Source organism: Spirosoma litoris, assembly GCF_054776755.1.
In genome coordinates this window covers 1-20,457 of record NZ_BAAHBI010000046.1, presented here as the reverse complement: position 1 = coordinate 20,457, position 20,457 = coordinate 1, and the positions used below count along the sequence as shown (strand labels likewise).

Sequence of the window (20,457 nt, the reverse complement as noted above, 5' to 3'; positions counted from 1 at the left end):
TATAGAACGCAGATCAATATGATAGCTGAAATCGTAGATTAATCATATCGATCTGCGTTCTATTTTCTTTACAAAGTCAGGGTTTGCAATAATGATTTCGAAAAAAACGCCGTTGAGTCAAGCCTATACCTGGATTCTAACGTTAGCCGTTGCTGGAATACTGGTTGGCAGTTGCCAATCTGGTAAGGATGCTGCACTGAATAACCCGGTTATTGCCGAAGGCAAACAGTTGGCTCAAAAACATTGCGCATCGTGCCACCAGCTGCCAGCACCAGAGCTATTGGATAAAGAAACGTGGGTAAAGCATGTTTTGCCCGCGATGGCAGTGAACCTGGGACTGGAGGTTTACCCGGCGGATGGCTTGTATTATGCGGGACCCAAATCTGCGATTTCGTTTAACGATTGGCAAAAACTGATGGCGTATTATCAGGCGCTGGCTCCTGAGAAACTAAAACCTGCCGATAAGCCGGAATCTACTGTAGATGATTGGGCCATGTTTGCGTTGGAAAAACCGCAGGCCGATACGTCCCAAACGGCCATGACAACGCTGGTGGCTATTGATACAATTGGCCATCGATTGTTCTCCAGCGATGCGTTTCGAAGTGACGTAACGCGTTGGGATCAACAGTTGAAACCGGCCTTATTTCGACAGCTCAATTCAGCTGCGGTTAATGCCCAGTTTTTTCGAGATGCCACGGGCAACGAGCGTGAGTTGTTCACCACATTGGGCACAATGAAAGCCGCTGATATAGAAAAAGGGGAGCTTATCCTTCTCCCATCGACTGGTCAGGGCAAGGCAGATTCATCGGCAGTTGCCATCGATTTACCAAGACCTTTACAAACTGTATCCGCCGACTTTAACAAGGATGGGCTGACGGACTGGGTTGTTTGCGGATTTGGGCATTTGAAAGGGGGCTTGTACTGGCTGAAACAGCAGGCTAATCACCAGTTTTCGAAATTGCCCATTAAAGAAGTACCGGGTGCTAGTCAGGCCGTTGTTGGGGATTATAACGCTGACGGTTGGCCCGATCTAATGGTTTTGTTTGCCCATGCCGATGAGGGCGTCTGGCTATTCCTGAACGATAAAAAAGGTGGATTTACCGAACGAAACCTGCTTCGGTTTCCGGCGGTTTATGGCTCAACCAGTTGTCAACTAGTTGATTTTAACAAAGATGGCCGTTTGGATATTTTGTACACCTGTGGCGATAACAGCGACTATTCGAAAGTACTGAAACCCTATCATGGCGTCTATATCTACCTCAATCAGGGCGATTTTCGATACAAACAAGCCTATTTCTATCCTATAAACGGCTGCACCAAAGCCGTCGCCACCGACTTCGATCAGGACGGTGATTTGGACATTGCGACGATAGCCTTCTTCGCTGATTTCAAGGATGATCCATCCGAAGGTTGCCTGATTTTTGAACAACAAAAACCGTTACAGTTTAGTCCGCATGTTATGCCCGTCAGCGACTATGGGCGCTGGATTTGTATGGACGTGAACGACATTGATCAGGATGGCGATGCCGATATTGTTCTCGGTAATTTCTCGAAAACATTCATCATTCAGGAAGGATTGAAACCGACCTGGGATACGCATTTGCCGTTGATCGTCTTGAAAAATAAGACGAGATAACAACAATAAATTCTTTACTTCAACCAGCCTCCCGTAAAACCAGCGCGTTCTAACCCTTTGCGAATATGAGGATTTCGCTTCATCAGGTTCCAAACAAAATTTGTTCGGGCGTTCTCGGCCATGAGTAGAATCGGTCCCTGATCGATACCAAGATAATCGATGTCGAACCAGCCGTTGGCCGTGGAGCCATTGGCATAAGCTGATGGATAACGATAGGTAGGATTGAAAGCATCCCGAAAACCGTATTGTCCATACAGTTTGCTGCCGTAATCCGTCTTCATGGCTTTTAACGCAGGCAGGCAGATTTCAGGAGCGAAGGCTATTGACCCACCTGCCGCTGTAGGGGCAATAGTGCCATCGTCTACAATTTGCTGAATGGCTGCTCCCCGCGCCCGATACGAAAAGAAGTTTCGATCAGACACGGTTGTATCTTTTGGGCCATCGCAGGCAGTTAATCCCCAAATCGTTGGGCTGTAGTCTTGCCATTTTGCCGGATTCTTTACACAGTAGGCCCGATTCGCGTAAGTAGCCCGGCGCGAGTTCTCGAAGTAATCGATGCCTTTCGTTTGCATGTATTGATCCTTGATACTTCGGAAATCGATCCAGACGTGGGAGTATTGGTGACCAAAAAGCGGGTCGAAATTGACATGCTGCTGGCCCTGAAAATTTGCCCAATCGTAGCTTTTAGTCCAGGCAGTCCAGACGTCTTCGCCAACTGGGTGAGTGGGTGAACCTAGAGCCAATACATACAGCAACATGCCTTCGTTGTAGCCTTTCCAATCGGCAGGTATAAACCCTTTTTCGGGATGCCAACCCATTGATACAAACGGGCGACGCGCCTGAATCCAGGTCCAGTCCACACGCGCATAAATCTGCTCGGCCAACTGGCGGATTTCGGTTTCAACGGGTGTGTTCTTGTCGAAGTAAGTCTGAGAACTTAATATACCTCCTAGTAAAAGCGCCGTATCAATAGTAGATAATTCAACTTGCTTGAAGCGTTCCCCGGTTTTCATATCCAGAAAATGGTAGAAAAATCCCTTATAGCCTGTAACGCCCGTTGCTTTGTCAGATTGGGGCGCTTTGGCGAAAAAGCGAAGGGTTTTGAGTGTGCGTTCTGCGGCTTGTGTACGAGTAATATAACCCCGCTCGACCCCTACCAGGTAAGAGGTAAGGCCGAAACCCACAGCGGCAATACTCGCAAATGAGTTGGTTGGCGCACGGTCGGGAATCAGACCATTTTCGGGATTTGTTGTATCCCAGAAATACCGGAATGTATCTCGTTGAAGACTATCCAGAAATGCATTGTCTGCTGCCGTGAACCTGTAAGTTGGTTGCGGCTGGGCAAAAGCGATGCTTATGGTCAGGAAAAAGAAGAAAAGTGTTTTCATAATTCGTTTTTGGATAACTGTAGCGCGGCTGGAAAGCCGCGCTACAGTATCAATTCAGATTGGGGCTTTGGAAACCCAGGCCTTTCATGCCTTTCTTGACTTCGGGACAGCTCATGAATAATTTCCAGAGCAGTTGCGAGCGTTGATTTTCAATCATTACGATAATGGGCCCCTGATCGATGGCTAAGAATGAATCGGCAAACCAGATGTTGCTTAAATTGAAGGCATCGACAAAGCCGTAGTCTTTCCAGATTTTATCGCCCAGTTTGTAATAGAAAAACCGGAGCGCCTGCATCGACTCGGTAGGCGTGTAGGGCATCGACGATAGGGCTGCCGTTGGGGCAATTGTGCCGTTATCGTTTGTTGGATCACGGGCGGAGTAGCCATCCTGTTGATCGCTGGCGGTTAGGCCCCAGCAGTCAGCACTATAGCCGCTGTATTGTTTTGGGTTGGTTTTGCAATACGTGTAGTTAATCTGCGAATGGGCTGTGTTTTGTTGCCAATAATCGGCGTAGGTATCCGTCAGGTCATGCGGATTGATCCCTAAAAAGGAATATTGGGAGAAGAACAGCGGGCCTCCATAAGCTGGTCCCAGTGGGAGTTTTATGCCATAATAGCTGTTCCCATTCTTCATTTGGCCGTTTTGCGCCCAACTGTTGTCGTAAATGGTTTTGGCGATGGGTGACGTATTGGACGAAGCCGCCAGCACATAGGTAATTAAGGCCTCATTCCAGCCACGAATGGGCAGATTCATGTCCCAATTGTAGTTGGGCGACCAGTGCCAATACAAGTTGGTTTCGGTGCCGTTTTTGGTAAACCAATTCCATTCAACGCCGTCCCATAGGGCATTTATGCTTTTTCGTAAGGCGATCTCATCGGCATTGGTTGTACTGTTGAAATACTGTCGGGCGGTTAATAGCCCTTGCATCAGATACGATGTTTCGACCAGATCGGCTCCATCGTCTTTGGTGCTAAAGGGCACCGTTGCCCCCGTTGCCCCATTGAGCCAGTGCGGAAAGGCACCGTGATACCGTTTCGCGTTGTTGGTCAGGAAATTCGTGATTGTCGTGAGCCGGGTCAATCCTTGCTGACGAGTGATAAAATTCCGGTTTATCCCCACCAGAATCGTCATAATTCCAAAACCACTACCACCCGATGTAACGATGTCGCCCGACGAATTACGCTCACGAGCCAGACCTGAAACCGGATGGGCAAAATCCCAGAAATACTTAAACGTTTGTTTCTGAACAAGATCAAGTAGGAGCGAATCGCTGATACGCGGAAATTTATCGGTGTTATCGAAAGATGTTGTCAGGTTGACTGTTACGGTAGAATTCAAAACCGAATTCCGGGCTGATGTTAGCGTTGGTTGTACGGTAAACTGGTAAGCTGTCAGTGCGCTAAGTGAACTCTGAGGGGTTGCTGTTATAACCGTATCGCCACTGGAAACGGTATAGTTTAAGGGAACAGATACTCCCGTCGATTTCAGGGCGAGCTGAATAGCTTTTGCAACGGATTCCTTTTGAAGGGGGGCCGAAAAAGATATCGTTATGACTGGATTGGCACCAACATTCTGAAAGTTCATGCTTGATGATGCTTGCCCGTTTACCTGAACTGAATGGAAGTAAAATGATTCAGGCGGCTCAACATCCTGCGTTTTTTTGCAGGATAAGCCAGCGACTACCAGAAAAAGTAGCCCAATTAATTTGGTATTATTCATATCTCGTTTTCAGAACGTTAGTAATAAGGGCTGTTTTCATCCTGAAAACAGCCCTTGATGGTATGTCTTTTTTGGGCTTAGCGTCCTGCTGATTCGAGTTGATACAGAGAGCCAATATCAGTACCTGATAGTGCTTTGTTATATACTCGGATTTCATCAATCGAACCTACAAACAATCCCTGAAACGCTTGATTAGCTGATTTTGGATACCCCGTGTCCACATTTGGCCAGCCACCAATCAGAACTTGTGTTGGAGTCGCCAGCGTGATGGGGCCAATTCCTACGGGAGGAGTACCCGTGGTTCGATTTCGGAAATTTTTATTTGAGACGAGTTGGCCATTAGCGTAGATGTCAATGTTTGAGCCACTGCCATCATACACCATAACATAATGAATCCATTTGCCTCCCCCTTTTACAGTCTGGAAATCAGTTCCCCGAACACCATAATCATTTATGTTGTCTCCCCCAAGACTATAATTGCCTCCTGAGTATGTATGAAAAGCTGCATGAAGCGCCAATGTATCACTTTTAGTAAGCGGAGCCCCTGTCTCAACATACATATTTATAGGCCCTTGGTTCCAATCGGCTTGGGTCGCTTGCGCCTGAGTTAGGGCAAAAACAGACGATCCTGTCTTTCCATTATTAGCTACATTTATCCAGGCACTAACCGTTACACTTGAAATGGCGTTGGCACTACTTAAAGCATTGATAGTTGGATATACTAGAAAACCACTGGCTAGGCTCAGAGACTGACCTTTAGGTCCTCCGGTGCCGAATGTATTGTTTTTTGCAGTTGTTGCTGCCGTTTTTGAAATATCCTCGTTTGTAGTCCCTTCAAAAGACCAGTGAGCCAACAGGTTGGTTGCGGCTACATCATTAGAGGTATTATAACCACCAATAGGCGGTAGCGTAGCCACATCATCACTTTTCTTACAGGAGGTAAACGCTGCACTCATTACCAGCCCTGCCATCACCCACGCTGAGATTTGTCTCGTTTTCATGATAAATTGGTTTTAATTGTACTTGGAAATTGGGTTTGATTGTAATCGAAAAAGCTTGTATTCAGTTGTTTGTATTGGCGTTTTTGTCATCCCGACGCAGGAGGGATGACAAAAGCAAGAAATCATCAATAGCCAGGATTCTGATCCAGTTTGCCACCACTCAATTGGATTTGCAGACTCGGTACGGGCAGCAATTCGTTTTTACCCGCCACGAAATTCTTGCCGGCAGCCTGCATCACTTGAGCAGCACGACCTGTTCGGACTAAGTCGAAGAAGCGGTCGTGTTCCATGGCCAGTTCAATCCGGCGTTCGTTCCAGATAGCTGTACGCAGGTCGCCCTGAGCAGCCGCTTTGGTCGCGGCTAACCCGGCGCGGGTACGTATCTGGTTTAGATAAGTAATCGCCGTTGCCGATTGGCCTAATTCGTTATTGGCTTCGGCATTCATGAGCAACACGTCCGCATAGCGCAGTAGACGGACATTTTTCTGCTTTTTGTCGCGGTTGCCCAGGTACGGTTCTATGCTTGGGTTCTCGCTGGCATAGGCTTTGTAGTTGTAGTAGAGGTTCTGTACTGAATCGGCGCTGGGAATGCGGAATCCATCATACAATACCGTTCCAACGTGTTTGCCACTATTGTCAATAGTAATAATGGTGGAGGCTTTGCGCTTGTCGCCCGTTTCATAAGCGTTTACCAAACTCTGGCTTGGGGTATCGAAACCAAAACCTAAATCGGTCCAGCCGCCTTTTCCACCAACGCGTGGCCCCTGCCAGGTGCAATAACCACCAACGGCAATGTCGCCGTTATTGAAGGTGCCACTCTGGGTTTCAAAAATGGACTCACTGTTATTGTCACCCACATACCGCCAGATGGTCGTGTAATCGGGCACCAATGAATATTGACCCGAATTGATCACCTCTTGCGTGAGCGCCTGTACCTGCTGCCAGTTTTTACGATAGAGATAAGTTTTGGCCAGAAGCGCCTGGGCTGCTCCTTTATTCGCATGACCTACGCCCGCCTGTGCCCGTAGCGGTAAATTGGCAATAGCATATTGGAGGTCCTGCGTGATGACATTATAAATCGTGTCGACTGGAGCCCTTGTCTGAAACGCGGGGTCGGTATTAGCATCCTGTGCGTCTTTGGGTACCCGAACTACTTTGGGCACCTTACCAAAAAAGCGAACCAGGTTGAAGTAGTAGTAGCCGCGAATAAACCGAACTTCTCCAATAAGTCGAGTCTTGGTTGTGGCATCTATAGAAGCTGTTTGAAGGGCGGCCAGTGCCTGATTGGCTCGAGAAATGCCACTGTAATAGCCATTCCATAAAGCCGCTACGAAGTTATTGGTTGGCGTTGTCGTAAAATTGTCGATATCCTTCAGGCTTGGCTGATCACTATCGAAACTACCCTTGTCGGCGTCGTCGGAAATGATGTTCGTAGCCGCAATGAAGCTGATGCCGTGTACATCGCCCCCGTCTCCGCCAAAAGCCTCACTGTTGTACAGGCTGTTATACACGCCCGTCACCAGATTGATTGCCAGATTGGGGTCAGTAGCGGTTGTTGCCTGACCTTGAACGGGCACATCCAGAAAACTTTTCTGACAGGAAGCCGTCAGTAATAAAGCTGCGAAGCCCGTGCTTATATAAAGAAATGTTATACGTTTCATGTCTGTCGAGTCGGTTAAAAGCCAATGTTTAGCCCAGCCACAAGCGTACTGGGAGTTGGATAGGCGTTTAATTCAATTCCCTGGGTAGTTGGGCTGCCTGTCGTTACGATACCGGCGCTGCTGGTAGCGCTAAAGCCAGGTAGCTCTGCGGTAAAGCCGCTGTATTTTTTGAGCGTGAATAAATTCTGACCCGTCACAAAAACACGCACGTTGCTAGCGCCTATTTTTTTCAATACCGCATTGGGTACGCGATAACCCAACGTCAGGTTGTTGATCCGCGCGAAATTGCCCGATTCAATGAAGTAGGTAGAAGGGGGGAGGTTGCCGCTGTTGGCGGCTGGTTCGGTCTGAATACCACTACCCGCCGACCAGCGCTTGTATGCAACTGACTTCTCGACGTTGTCTAGTGCGCTCTGACGGAATGCCCGTTTGCCGTTGTAAATCTGGTTGCCTACGTTGCCGTAGAAATCAACACTCAAGTCGAAACTTTTGTAAGTCAATCCCAGATTCAAACCGAAATAGGCTTTCGGTTGGTACGATCCGGCAAATACCCGGTCGTTGTCGTCGATCTTGCCGTCGCCATTGGTGTCCTGGTACTTAAAGTCACCCGCATTGGCCGATGGTTGAATAGCCTGCCCCGCTGCGTTTTTGTAATTCGCTACTTCGTCTGCGTTCTGGAAAACGCCGAGTACCTGCAATACATAAAAGCTACCAACGGGTTGTCCATTATCGGTTCGGGTAGTGTATTGCTGGTTAGCCCCGATGCCTCCGTCGAGAATGGGTTGTCCACCGTTCAGGCCAATAACTTTGTTCTGATTCAACGTGGCATTACCCCCAATTCGGTAGGAAAGATCGTTGGTGATTTTGCCCCGCCAGTTCAGCGTAAATTCAAAACCCTGATTCTGAATCGAAGCGGCATTGGTTAGAACGACCCCATCGGCATCACCTGATACAGATGGCACTTTGACATTGATCAGCAGGTCACGGGATTTCTTGTTGTAGTAGTTGATTTCGCCCGTGAGTTTTCCGGTCAGTGCCGTGAATTCAACTCCTAAATCGGCTTCTTCGGTGGTTTCCCATTTTACATTCGGGTCTTTGATCTGGGTAATGGCGCTTCCGGGCGTCGCAATGCCACCACCAAATGGGTAAGCCAGATTAGGTGCCACCGTTACAGTATAGGCATCGGTCGGAATCCGGTCGTTGCCCACTTTACCCCAACTAGCCCGTACTTTTAGCAGGTCGAAAATCTGCTGACTCGACATGAAACTTTCATTGCTGATCACCCAACCTGCGCCTACCGAGGGGAAATAACCCCAGCGATTCTGAGCCGGGAAACGGGATGACCCATCGGCCCGAATGGTTGCCGTGAACAGGTACTTATCGTTGTAATTGTAATTAACCCGACCGATGTATGAATTCCGGTTATATTGATCGCCAGAGCCATCGTTGGTCGATGTATTGGCATTCCCGGTGTTGATATACCACAGGTTTTGTGCGGCTGGAACATCTTTTCGGAAGGCCGTAAAGCTGGTAAGTGTGTACTTTTCTGCCGTTGTACCAACCAGCACGGTTAAGGCATGCTTATCAAACTTCTTGTTGAACGTGATCAGGTTATCCCAGGTCCAGTGAAAGGTTCGGGTGTTAATGAACTTCAGGTTGCTGTTGGGGTTTCGCTGATTACCACCGGGATTGATAAAGGTGGTTGTATCGTTGTTGAACTGATAATTGTACTCGCGAGTATTGAGGTTAACCCAGTCGCCACCAATATTCGTGCGGTAGGTAATCCAGTCAACGGGCTTGATTTCGAGATAGGCTGATCCTAGCAACCGGTTGTCTGTGGCATGGTTGTTATTGTTCTCAATATCCAATAGTGGATTACCTACATTCTGGTAAACCGATGTGTTACCATACTTGCCATTCACTTTGGATTGAATGAGCGGTGCAGCCCGGTAGGCATCATTGTAAGCTGTTCCGAGATTGGCAATTTGATTATCACCATTGGCATAGGACGCCGATATGCCTACTTTAACGTATTTGTTGAACGTGAAATCGTTGTTGGCCCGAATTGAAAACCGTTTGTATTGATTGTCGATGACAAGCCCCTGATCGGTATAATAACCCGCGCTCAGGAAGTAGGTCGATTTCTCGGTGCCACCGTTTATGGAGATGCCGTGATTCTGCTGGAAGCCGTTTCGTAGAATCTGTTTGTACCAGTCCGTAGAGGTCGTTCCCGGACTAACGATGTTGCCCGTGGCGGCACTGACGTAGTTGGCGTATTCGGTAGAATTGGCCATCGGAACTAGGTAGGAAGGCATCCGAAAACCCGCGTTGCCTGTGTAATTCACAGTCATTTTGCCAACCGTACCCCGTTTGGTGGTAATGATTACGACACCGTTTGCCCCGCGTGATCCATAAATAGCTGTTGCTGACGCATCTTTGAGTACATCGACATTGACAATATCGGCGGTATTGATGTTTGAAATATCATCGGTTAACACACCATCGACAACGAATAGAGCCGCCGTACCACCCAAGGCGCTACCCGTTCCCCGAATTCGAACCACAGGTGAACTACCCGGCTGTCCACTGCTGATGATCTGAACCCCGGCCGCCTTACCCTGAAGTGCCTGAGTAGCTGTTAAAACAGGCTGTTTTATTAATTCATCGCCTTTGATGGTGACCGTTGCCCCCGTAACATCCGATTTGCGTTGCGTGCCATACCCGACGACCACTACCTCATTCAAAGATTTGGTGTCTTCTGCTAAAGGGACATTGATTGTTGTTCGACCACCGACTGCGATTTCGACCTTCTGGTAACCAATACTTGAAAAAATGAGGGTGGCGTTGTCTTCGGCCTGAATTGAAAAAGCACCAGTACCATCAGTGACAGTACCCGTCGTGGTTCCTTTTACCTGTATTGTAACCCCTGGTATGCCAACTGTTGACGCACCGTCTGTTACCTTACCCGTAATACGGATAGGGGGCCCTCCAGCCTGGGGCATTTCTGCCAAAGCTGGTCGAAAAAAGAGCAGGACGAGTAAGCCTATGAGCAGGACTACGCGCCTTTGGAGCTGCTGATGAAGTGAAATGTTTTCCATAACTATTCGTAGTTAAGCCGTTATTACTACAGCCTACATTGTTAATAGGTGAGTGATTTACTGCGCCTATAACAAAAAAAAAGAGCACTAACTTTCTAATAAATTTTTGCACAAAAGTAGGGTAGTTGTAACTTGGTCCCTAAAACGGGCCTACATCATTACCACATCATATTGGCTTTTTTAGCCTGATTTCGATGTTTTTTAACACATCATGACCTTTTATGTGATTCGTATGGGTGAGGTTAAACGCCATTTTATGTCGATCATTTTTCGACAGCTTTTTATCTGTCTTTTGCTGGCTTTCGGTAGCCGGTTTGTAGTTGCTCAGTCGCCCTACAGTTTCTGTGGGCCTGAGTTGATTCAGTACACCAAGCAGATGTACGGGGCATACAACCAGAATTGGGGAGTTGCCCAAAATAGAAAAACGCGCTTTCTCTATTTTGCCAATTCGAAGGGGTTACTCGAGTTTGATGGCAGTAGTTGGAAAGTGTATGAGTTACCCCGAAAGCAGCGCGTTCGATCAGTAGCAGTGGACGAAGAAGGCCGGATTTATACAGGGGCTTTGGGTGAATTTGGGTATTGGTTTCCCAACGAGCAGGGTAAATTGGTATACCATTCGCTCGTCTCATTGATTCGGGAGCAGGCCTTTCGAAATGAGGAAATATGGAATATCCTAATTACGCCCCAGGGAGTTTTATTTCAATCTTTCGCCTTTATTTATCGGTATCAACAGGGTAAGGTTCAATTGTTACAGCCCCCGGCCACAGTGCTATTCGTTCATAAGGTTCGTAATCGACTGCTTCTGGAAGTCCTGGAGAAAGGACTTTTTGAGTTACAGGGCGATCAGTATCGATTTATTGAGGGTAGTACATTTCTGGGCCGGGAAACCGTCAATACTATTTTGCCCATTGGCGATAAGGATATTCTAATCGGTACAGAACGGGCTTTGTATCGCTATGATGGGAAGACGTTTAGACCCTTTAATGTTCAGATTAATGACTTTATGCAGCGGAATCGACTTAATCGGGGATTGCTGATTGGTCCCGGACTCTATGCGTTTGGTACATTGCTGAATGGCGTTCTGATTGCAACCGCCGATGGTAGGATTCAGTATCATTTCAATCAAAAAAATGGTCTGCAAAACAATACTGTTCTATCCATGTGTCAGGATGCCGATCATAACCTGTGGGTGGGTCTGGATAAAGGAATCGATCTGATCAATTTGAGTTCCCCCATTCACTATTTTATCGATCATGCCGATGATCTGGGGACCGTATATGATATGGCTCATTATGGTGATAATCTGTACCTGGGTACTAATCAGGGCGTTTATTACAAACCCTTGAGCCGGGCAAGTGAGCCTTTTCGGTTAATCGCGGGTACGCAGGGGCAAGTTTGGGATCTGGCCGTTGTGGATAATCAGCTCTTGTGTGGACATAATAAAGGAACCTTTCGGATTGAAGGAACACAGGCTCAGCTATTGTCTGATATTACCGGCGGTTGGGTATTGAGCCGGTTGAAAAACTATCCGGATAAACTCATTCAGGGAACCTACACAAGCTTATGTATTTATCAGAAAGATGCTCATGGGAAGTGGGTTTTCGCTCACAAAGTGGATGGTTTTTCGGCTCCAGTCCGGCAACTAGACGAAGATGGTGAGGGCAATGTCTGGGTAAATAAAGCCGCTAATCAGGGATTGCAACGACTTCGCTTATCGACCGATTTACGACGCATAGAGGATAGCAAAACCTATACGGATGCAGAGCTTCATAGCCCCGTACTGAACCTTTGCCGGATTCAAAATCGAGTAGTTATTACAACTACAAAAGGCTTACTTGTCTATGATTCCCAGCACGATCGGTTTGTGCCTGCACAGACGGCTTATCCCTGGGCTGAGTCAACCATTCGTAAGATTTTTCCAATGCCCGATTCGACGCTATTTCTTCTTCGGCAGGATGGCTCAGTAGGCTGGACACAGCCGCAGGGACAGATTTCGAGTGATATACCGCTCAAAACCAATCAGTGGGTCGAGGATTTTGAGAAAATTGTGCTGCTTGATTCAGGGTATATAGCCCTTTGCCGTGAAAACGGATTTGCTTTACTACCCCGAACAGAGCTGCATCACCTCGGCGATTCGGTGCCGAAGCCGGTCATTCGAACGGTAACCTCTGTCGATGATCCCTCCGTGAGCTATACGTTTCAGGGTACATCAATGGTGCCGCAACTCTCATTCGCGTATACCCAATCGAATCTGCTGATTAGCTTCTGCACCCCTTACTATACCCAGCCAGTGAAGTATAGCTACTGGCTCGAGAACAGCATGAAGACCTGGTCATCCTACGGATCTGGTCAACAGAAGGAATTTAATAACTTACCGCCGGGAAAGTACATATTTCATCTGAAATCCAACCTGAACCCGCAGGAAAGTTTGCTAACCTTTGAAGTGCAACCGCCCTGGTACTGGAATGCCTGGAGCAAGTTACTATACCTGTTTTTGCTGCTGGGTTTATGCTGGTTCTTTTATCAATTACACCTCCGGCGCGTTGCTGTCCAGCAGAACCGAGTTCAAAAAAAGCTGGAGCGGAAACTACGTCAACAGGAAGAGCGAAGTCAGCGAAAAATTATTCTGCTGCAAAAAGAGCAATTGGAGCAGAGTATTATTCAGAAATCGGAAGAGCTGGCCAACTCAACAATGGCGCTTATTCAGAAGAATGAGTTACTGGTACAATTAAAAGAGGAGTTGAATCGAGTGAAAGCCCGTTCGGGAAGTCGGCTACCGGGCGACGATTTTCAGCGAATAAACACCCTGATCGATAATAACATATCGAGCGAGCAGGATTGGAAACTGTTTGAGTCAAATTTCAATAAAGTACACGAGCAATTTCTGAAACACCTGCTTGAAAAATACCCTGATCTGGGACAGGGCGATTTGAAACTAGCGGCTTATCTGCGGATGAATCTTTCGACCAAGGAAATAGCGCAACTCCTAAACATCACCCACCGAAGCGTTGAACTGAAACGGTATCGACTTCGGAAAAAACTTGATCTGGATGGTGATACGAACCTGAGTGAGTTTATGATTAAGTATTGATAGGAGGTATTCTGTTTATGGTTTATGGTTTACGGTTGGCTGGCGAAAGCAAAACTTGTGCGTCAGCCGACCGTAAACCATAAACCGAATACCAAAAACATTCTTACATCAAATCCCACCCTTTCCGGTATTCTCGGGATAACAGCGCATTGGCTGCCGAGTTGTGCCTGAATTTCTCTTTTTTGGCGTTCCATTCCAATGGCTGACCGAGTCGATACGAAATCAGGCCGAGGTGCATTGGCATTGTCATTTGTCGGGCGTAGGCCAGATTCGATTCGGGCTGCTTGCGCGATTTGACCGAATTGATAAAGTTTTGCTGATGCCCCGGCGACCGCTCAAGCGTAATTGGTACTTCAGGTACGTCCGTCATCGTAACACCGTTAATCGTGATTTCGCGGGTATTATAGTCGCAAAGAAGCGTGCCCTTATCCCCCTCGAAGTAAGCGCCGATGCCTTTTTTCTCCGCACCCGGTACATTGGGGGGCGTACTGGTCCAGTGTAGCGATAAGCCATCGAATTCGTAATCAATATCAATCCACTTCGGGGCATCACCAATTCCTTCAGGTGCTCCTCCCTTAGCACTAATACTTTTTAAGCCAGTTGGATTGATTGCCCACCAGACAACATCGGCAATGTGGCACCAGAAATCCTGAAATACCCCACCTGAGTAGTCCAGAAAATAGCGATAGGTAAAATGGCAACGCTCGGGTGTGTACTGTGAGGCTGGAGCTGGTCCCTGCCACATATCCCAATTCAGCGTAGCGGGTGGTGTTTGGTAATTAGCTGGGCCAAGTACCGGAGGGAAGCCCGTTTTCCAAAGCCTCACAGTATTCACTTTACCTATGGCTCCCGATTGAATGATTTCGACAACCCGATGGTAATTGTCTCCCGCATGAATCTGGGTACCGAGCTGAAAAATACGGTCGTACCGATTGAGGGCTTTCAACATCTTCTGTCCTTCCCGAACGCTATAGGATAATGGTTTTTCGCCGTACACATCTTTCCCGGCCTGAAACGCCATAATGGCAATTTGAGCATGCCAATGATCGGGGGTGGCGCAGGTGATGGCGTCGATATCGTTACGGTCGAGCAGGTAGCGGAAATCGGAATATGTTTTGGCGCTGGTGTTGGGCTGTAACGTCTGTAGTGTACTGAGCGCTTTGGCCAAATGGGTTTCATCCACATCGCATAACCCAACAACCTCTACTTCGGGCAACTTGGCGAACCAGTTAAGGTGGTTGGTGCCCATGCCATTAATACCAATATGAGCAACCCGAACCCGATCGCTGGGGGCGACTTTACGAGTCAGGCTAGGAAATAACGCCATGCTGAGGGCAGCGGCACTACTCTGCTTCAGAAAATCACGGCGATTAGGCTGATGTGTCATGGTTACTAAAAGGGTTGGGGAAGTGAATGAGACTATTTACTATACCAAATGGAAGGGAAAGGATGAAATCTACTCTTCGTACGCGTTTAACTATCATCTAATTTAATGTCGATACATTTAACGTTAAGACATACTTCTTGCCAAATAATATGTTTTTTTTAGACAGGGTTACATTAATCTACTTTTATAAGGCCGATTGGGGTGTTGCGTAAATTAAAGTATGATGTATTTGGCATGATATGGCAATTAGGTAACTTCTAATGGGCGCTCGTATTTTTTAGACTAACGTTTATGAAACAAATCTCTACACCCTTATTCAGCAGGGGTATCTCTCACTGCCTTGCGTGGGCCACATTCCTTCTAGTTCTCTGTCTGGGTTTTCGAGCTAATGCTCAACAGAGCAATTTAGGCGCTCCCAATTCGACTACGTCAACACCTTGGGTTAGTCCAACTTTCTCATTAAGTACAAACCATGCCAGCCCAGGATTATCTTGTTGGGGAGGAGATGCTTTATGTGCTTCTGGTGGCGACCCTGCTAATGTTACGAATTCCACACTTACTGATTATGATGAGCTAGGAATTCTTATTTCTGGTGCAGGCTCTTTTACTGTTGGGGATAATAATCCCGCTAACATCTATGACGCTGGTAATTTTGCTGGTTTTTTAATTAGTAATAGCTCCTTAGCAGATGTTACTTTATTGGGAGCAGTTACCATTACAACGTATAAAAATGGTGTACAGCGCGAACAAAAAACAGCGGCTAGTCTTATTGGAATAAACTCCGCATTAGTTTCAGGAGCTTATGAAGTGGGATTTCACACAACATTAGATTTCAATCAGATATCGATTGCCTTCACAAACCCGCTGACTGTAGCTACTTCCTACCGTTTATATTATGCTCTTATGAGACGGTATGCTTCGGCAAGTACCCCATTAGTCTGTAATACGCCTAGTTCGTTGACGGCACCTGGAAACTCAATATTCATTTCAGACCGCACTGGTGTAACCACTGGTGCTACCTGTGCTCTTTGTTCTGTTAGTAATGGCGACAATATTATTGATGGCAACAGTGCAAACTCAGCGAGTATTAACTTAACCGCAGGAGTAGCGGTAACGGCAACGATAGGTGTCAAAAACGCATTTATCACCTATCCTGCCAGTCAGACAAACACGTTTGTTGGGTTTGATATATCGAGTACTGATTTAGTGAGTTTAGGTGTTAATGATAAAATTACCGTTTCTACTTATAAAACAGGTACTGCTGCTGCTATACAATCAGTAACATACGGTGGAAATCTAGTTGCTGTAGGTAGTGCAATTTTATCGGGTACTGGTAGACGAACCATTGGCTTTGTGGCAACAGCCGATTTTGATGAGGTGGTATTGACTGTCACTAGGGCCGTATCGGCTGTAGATGTGGGTATCAATGTATTTGGTGTTGTTATGACGTCATTTTGTAATGGTCCTAGTCTGGCTTGTTCAGATAATACAATTCCAGGTAATACCCTTACACCAGTTACTAATCCTACACATCCTGTATATGTAGATGGAGCCCGAACTGGTATCGTTGGCGGTGTAGCTTGCGCTGCTTGCCAAATAAATAATTCTGAAAATGTGGTTGATGCCAGTACAACAAACTCAGCAACTATGGTAGTGACTGCGGGTGTAGCTGTTACAGCATCCTTTGCAGTTGCCAATGCATTACAGACCTATCCTGTAGGTAGTTTTGCTGGATTTGATGTAGAGACTAACTCACTATTGTCGGCTAATGTCTTTAGTACGGCAACCGTCAGATTATATAATGATGGAAATCTAGTTCAGACTAGTACCGGTAATGCATTAATTGTAGGAGCAGCTAGTAGCCCTTTGCTCAATAACAGAAGCCGACAATACCTCGGTGTTGTTGCAACAGCCCCTTATGATGAAATACAGATTTCCTTCGTCAATGTAGTAGGTGCTGATTTGGGAAATATAGTTATTTATAATGCGGTATTCGAGAAAACCTGTGCGGCCGTTATTGTCTGTAATACAGCTTATAACCTGAGCAGTCCGACTTTCCCTGTTGTGATTGACAATGCGAATACGGGAGTTACAGGCGTAGTTTCGGCGGCAACTACGGTAGAAAATCCCTGGAATGTTGTTTCGTCGAGTACAACTGATTACGCTAAAATTAACACAACGGCATCGGTTGGGACCGTTGCTTCAATAGCTGTATTAGATCCGATCAGTACCTATCCTGTTGGTACCTTTGCTGGCTTTGCAGTTCAGAAGGTTACGGGTATAGCGGCTGTTGATCTGTTTGCCAACCTAACCATCTCTACCTATAACAATGGAACATTCGTAGAGTCGAGAAGTGGTGTTGGGCTGTTGGACTTGGCAATCAATTTGTTTGGGACAACCAGCCAGTTTTTCAATGTCGGTTTTGTAACCACGAAACCATTTGACGAAGTAAAAATAAGTGTGAGACCTTTGGTAGGAATCGCAGCTCTGTCGGCCCTGGGCGGCAGCCTGAATGTATTTGGCGCATTCATCGACACCCGGACAACCACTGGCGGAGGTTTAACCTGTGCTTTGAATACCAATCCTGACTTTGCTGTCACGAATAAGAATGTACCGGTTAGTGGTAGTGTTAAAACCAATGACATCGTACCAGTTGGAACTACCTATGGCACTAGCCCCACCACGCTTACGCAGCCAGCAGGTTCTACACCGAGCCTAACAGTAGACGCCAATGGGAACTATACATTCTCTAGTGCCACGCCTGGTGTTTACGTATATAGTATACCGGTATGCGGTTCTGGTTTGTCTGGAACGGGCTGTGCTACACAGACACTGACGATTACGGTGCTCGATCCAACCGTCAATGCGAACAAGCCTGTTGTAAACCCAGACGTTGTTTCGATGCTTGGTAGCGACACGTCGCCTTCGCCTGTTACTATTAATGTGAAAGTAAACGATGGTCCTGGTAACCCTGGCGGAACGTTAGGTACACCTACCATTGCTACCGGTCCAGCCAGTGGTACTGCCACTGTCGATGGAAGTGGTAATGTGGTCTATACACCAGCGGCTGGTTTTTATGGAACAGATAAGTTTACCTATACCGTTTGCGAAACACCTGGTACTAGCCTCTGTGCGTCAACAACGGTCACAGTCACGGTTAGTGCAACAGGTACCCCCAATAGTACACTGGCGGCAGATGACTACATCAGTACTTATCAGAGTACGTCGGTTGCCGGAAATGTGAAAACAAACGATAGTGATCCAGAGGGCAATACCCAGACAATCACTACTCAAAACACAACAATTCCTGGCATTGGTACCTTAGTATTGGCTGCAGATGGTTCCTATACATTTACGCCAGTGGCTGGTGCTACAGGACCTGTAGACTTCTCGTACACCACAACCGATAATGGTTCACCAAACGTTTCGGCCAGTGGTACGTTACATATTCTGATCAATCCGTTTAATCCAAATCCTGACTTTGCGGTTACCAATATTAATGTACCAGTACCAGGTAGTGTTAAAACGAATGATGTTGTACCGGTGGGCACTACTTATGGGCCAACACCTACGCTAACCAGCTCACCAGGAGGCTCTACTCCTTCACTGGTATTTACCTCAACGGGTAGTTATACATTTACCACGGGTACGCCAGGCGTATACACATACAGTGTTCCGGTTTGTGTGACGGGCACCCCACCGGTTTGTACAACCCAGACGTTGACAATTACGGTAAGTAATACGGCAATTACCACCAATAATCCGATTGCTAACCCCGACTTTGCAACCACCACAGGATCGCCGACAAGCCCAACTGCAATCACGGTGAATGTTAAAGCCAACGATGGACCAGGTAATAAAGGTGGCGTCTTGCAAAACCCAACGGTTCCTGTTCAGCCTGCTCATGGTAGTGCAACGATCGATGGAAGCGGCAACTTGGTGTATACGCCGACAGCTGGTTACTATGGCACAGACATCGTAACCTATGTAATCTGTGAAACACCTAGTACGCCTGCATGTGGCACGGCTACAGTGACCATAACTGTTAAAGCCCCCAACAGCCCAGCAACGGTATCCATCAATGATGACTATGTGGCAACAGCAGGTACATCAGTTAGTGGAAATGTAATTACCAACGATCTGGGGACTGGTTTGTCTGTATCCAATACGGGTACAACTGTAGTTTCGTCGGGAACATTGGTGTTAACCTCAACAGGTAGCTTCACCTTTACACCAGCACCTGGCGTTACAGGGCCTGTTGATTTTACCTACACTGCCTGTGATAATAACACCCCGTCAACCTGTGGTAATGCAACGCTGCATGTGTTGGTGAATCTGGGATTACCTGATTTAACACCAACCATTACGATGCCACAAGCTAATTTCGGGGCATCACCTAATAATGTTAGAAACTTCGTTGTAAACATTCAGGAATTAGCAGGTATAGCGACTTCTAGTGGTAATGTCGTTATAACGTTATCAGTGCCAACTGGTTATACTATTTCCTATTCTAATGCAATTACTAGTATTGATGTTACCGATGGCGCTACAACGAATGTGGATAACACGAAATGGTCAGTTACTGCCAGCAATAGTGTACAAATTACCTTAACAATTAATGCTGGGCAGTTTATTGCTGCTAATGCCACTGCAAGGCTAGGTTTTACGGCTACGCGTACAACCGCTAACACGGGTAGTATATCGAACATCACTGTAAACGTGGCTAATGATCTTGGTACCAATGCTACGCTACGATATGACGGTAACCCGTTAAATAATGTTTATGCCAGAATTATTGCTGGTATATAACAATTAATATACCCCAAGTGTCTTTTTTTCTAGATATTTGGGGTATATTGACTCATGTTCATTTAATTTATAAACTTTGTGTTTACGACTATGATCAGGAAACTTTTACTTGTAGTCTTATTGGGAATGTGTAGCGGTTATGCGGCTTTTGCGCAGGACCCTTATGTAATCGCGCCAGTTATTAACCCTAACCCTATTGCAACGAGTCAGGCAGGGAGTATTACCGTTACATTTGGTAATTCAACCACGGCTACTGCTGAAATTCCGCAAAGTGCCACTGCGACTTATACCGTTAATTTGCCTCCCAATATTGGCGCAACCGGAACCGCTATTACGCTACCCGCTGGAGCTACCTACAACTCTGCTAACCTGGTAGTAACGCAAGGGGCTTTCAACAGTGGCAGTGGAACCATCATTACAGTAAAAAGCAGCCTGGGGCCCATTCCAGTGGGTGCCGCTTATAATTTGGTTATCTCCATTGTGGGCGTCAATCCAACAGTTTTTGATGCAAACGTACTGGCCAACGCAGTTGGTACTGGAATCGGTACGAATGACAACACAAACGATAATCGCAGTTCGACGATTTCTGTAACAGGTCCAATGCCTGTAGCTTTAGTGTCCTTTTCGGCCAAGGCTCAGGAAGATCATACCGTGAGTCTGGCCTGG

9 protein-coding genes and 1 pseudogene are annotated in these 20,457 nt (G+C 46.8%); 4 read left to right on the top strand and 6 right to left on the bottom strand.

Translation table 11 applies throughout. The annotated features are described in order from the left end of the window. The first annotated feature begins 91 nt into the window (after positions 1–91). Positions 92–1,636 carry an FG-GAP-like repeat-containing protein gene (locus ACYVGR_RS26770; RefSeq protein WP_460962603.1) on the top strand — a complete coding sequence of 515 codons (1,545 nt, stop codon included), beginning with the start codon at positions 92–94 and terminating at the stop codon, positions 1,634–1,636. A gap of 14 nt (positions 1,637–1,650) precedes the next feature. Here ACYVGR_RS26770 and ACYVGR_RS26765 read toward each other — a convergent pair whose 3' ends face one another. From ACYVGR_RS26765 to ACYVGR_RS26745, 5 genes are all read right to left on the bottom strand, one after another. Beyond that, positions 1,651–3,024, bottom strand: coding sequence for a glucoamylase family protein (locus ACYVGR_RS26765; RefSeq protein ID WP_460962601.1), 1,374 nt, complete (start codon positions 3,022–3,024; stop codon positions 1,651–1,653). A gap of 49 nt (positions 3,025–3,073) precedes the next feature. After that, positions 3,074–4,744, bottom strand: coding sequence for a glucoamylase family protein (locus tag ACYVGR_RS26760; RefSeq protein WP_460962599.1), 1,671 nt, complete (start codon positions 4,742–4,744; stop codon positions 3,074–3,076). Positions 4,745–4,821: 77 nt separating this feature from the next. After that, complete coding sequence (locus tag ACYVGR_RS26755) at positions 4,822–5,745, bottom strand: LamG-like jellyroll fold domain-containing protein (RefSeq protein WP_460962597.1); 924 nt, start codon at positions 5,743–5,745, stop codon at positions 4,822–4,824. A gap of 125 nt (positions 5,746–5,870) precedes the next feature. Further along, positions 5,871–7,406 carry a RagB/SusD family nutrient uptake outer membrane protein gene (locus ACYVGR_RS26750; protein WP_460962595.1) on the bottom strand — a complete coding sequence of 512 codons (1,536 nt, stop codon included), beginning with the start codon at positions 7,404–7,406 and terminating at the stop codon, positions 5,871–5,873. 14 nt (positions 7,407–7,420) lie between these two features. Continuing rightward, positions 7,421–10,504: a SusC/RagA family TonB-linked outer membrane protein gene (locus ACYVGR_RS26745; protein WP_460962593.1), complete on the bottom strand. Its 3,084-nt coding sequence runs from the start codon at positions 10,502–10,504 to the stop codon at positions 7,421–7,423. A 211-nt stretch (positions 10,505–10,715) separates the two neighbouring features. Between ACYVGR_RS26745 and ACYVGR_RS26740 the strand changes: the two genes are divergently transcribed. After that, positions 10,716–13,595: a ligand-binding sensor domain-containing protein gene (locus tag ACYVGR_RS26740; RefSeq protein WP_460962591.1), complete on the top strand. Its 2,880-nt coding sequence runs from the start codon at positions 10,716–10,718 to the stop codon at positions 13,593–13,595. A gap of 103 nt (positions 13,596–13,698) precedes the next feature. Here ACYVGR_RS26740 and ACYVGR_RS26735 read toward each other — a convergent pair whose 3' ends face one another. Next, positions 13,699–14,982, bottom strand: a complete 1,284-nt coding sequence (locus tag ACYVGR_RS26735; protein ID WP_460962590.1) for a Gfo/Idh/MocA family oxidoreductase — start codon at positions 14,980–14,982, stop codon at positions 13,699–13,701. A gap of 291 nt (positions 14,983–15,273) precedes the next feature. Here ACYVGR_RS26735 and ACYVGR_RS26730 point away from each other — a divergent pair, with 291 nt between their 5' ends. Together ACYVGR_RS26730 and ACYVGR_RS26725 are read left to right on the top strand one after the other, a co-directional pair. Continuing rightward, on the top strand, positions 15,274–19,791 hold the full coding sequence (locus ACYVGR_RS26730) for a beta strand repeat-containing protein (protein ID WP_460962589.1): 4,518 nt from the start codon (positions 15,274–15,276) through the stop codon (positions 19,789–19,791). 90 nt (positions 19,792–19,881) lie between these two features. Then, a pseudogene (locus tag ACYVGR_RS26725) lies at positions 19,882–20,457 on the top strand (T9SS type A sorting domain-containing protein); the annotation flags it as partial.

Bases quoted from the DNA above. Each gene is read 5' to 3' on its own strand.
- ACYVGR_RS26740 (WP_460962591.1), top strand. From the start codon at position 10,716: ATGACCTTTTATGTGATTCGTATGGGTGAGGTTAAACGCCATTTTATG.
- ACYVGR_RS26770 (WP_460962603.1), top strand. From the start codon at position 92: ATGATTTCGAAAAAAACGCCGTTGAGTCAAGCCTATACCTGGATTCTA.
- ACYVGR_RS26760 (WP_460962599.1), bottom strand. From the start codon at position 4,744: ATGAATAATACCAAATTAATTGGGCTACTTTTTCTGGTAGTCGCTGGC.
- ACYVGR_RS26745 (WP_460962593.1), bottom strand. From the start codon at position 10,504: ATGGAAAACATTTCACTTCATCAGCAGCTCCAAAGGCGCGTAGTCCTG.
- ACYVGR_RS26735 (WP_460962590.1), bottom strand. From the start codon at position 14,982: ATGACACATCAGCCTAATCGCCGTGATTTTCTGAAGCAGAGTAGTGCC.
- ACYVGR_RS26730 (WP_460962589.1), top strand. From the start codon at position 15,274: ATGAAACAAATCTCTACACCCTTATTCAGCAGGGGTATCTCTCACTGC.
- ACYVGR_RS26755 (WP_460962597.1), bottom strand. From the start codon at position 5,745: ATGAAAACGAGACAAATCTCAGCGTGGGTGATGGCAGGGCTGGTAATG.
- ACYVGR_RS26750 (WP_460962595.1), bottom strand. From the start codon at position 7,406: ATGAAACGTATAACATTTCTTTATATAAGCACGGGCTTCGCAGCTTTA.
- ACYVGR_RS26765 (WP_460962601.1), bottom strand. From the start codon at position 3,024: ATGAAAACACTTTTCTTCTTTTTCCTGACCATAAGCATCGCTTTTGCC.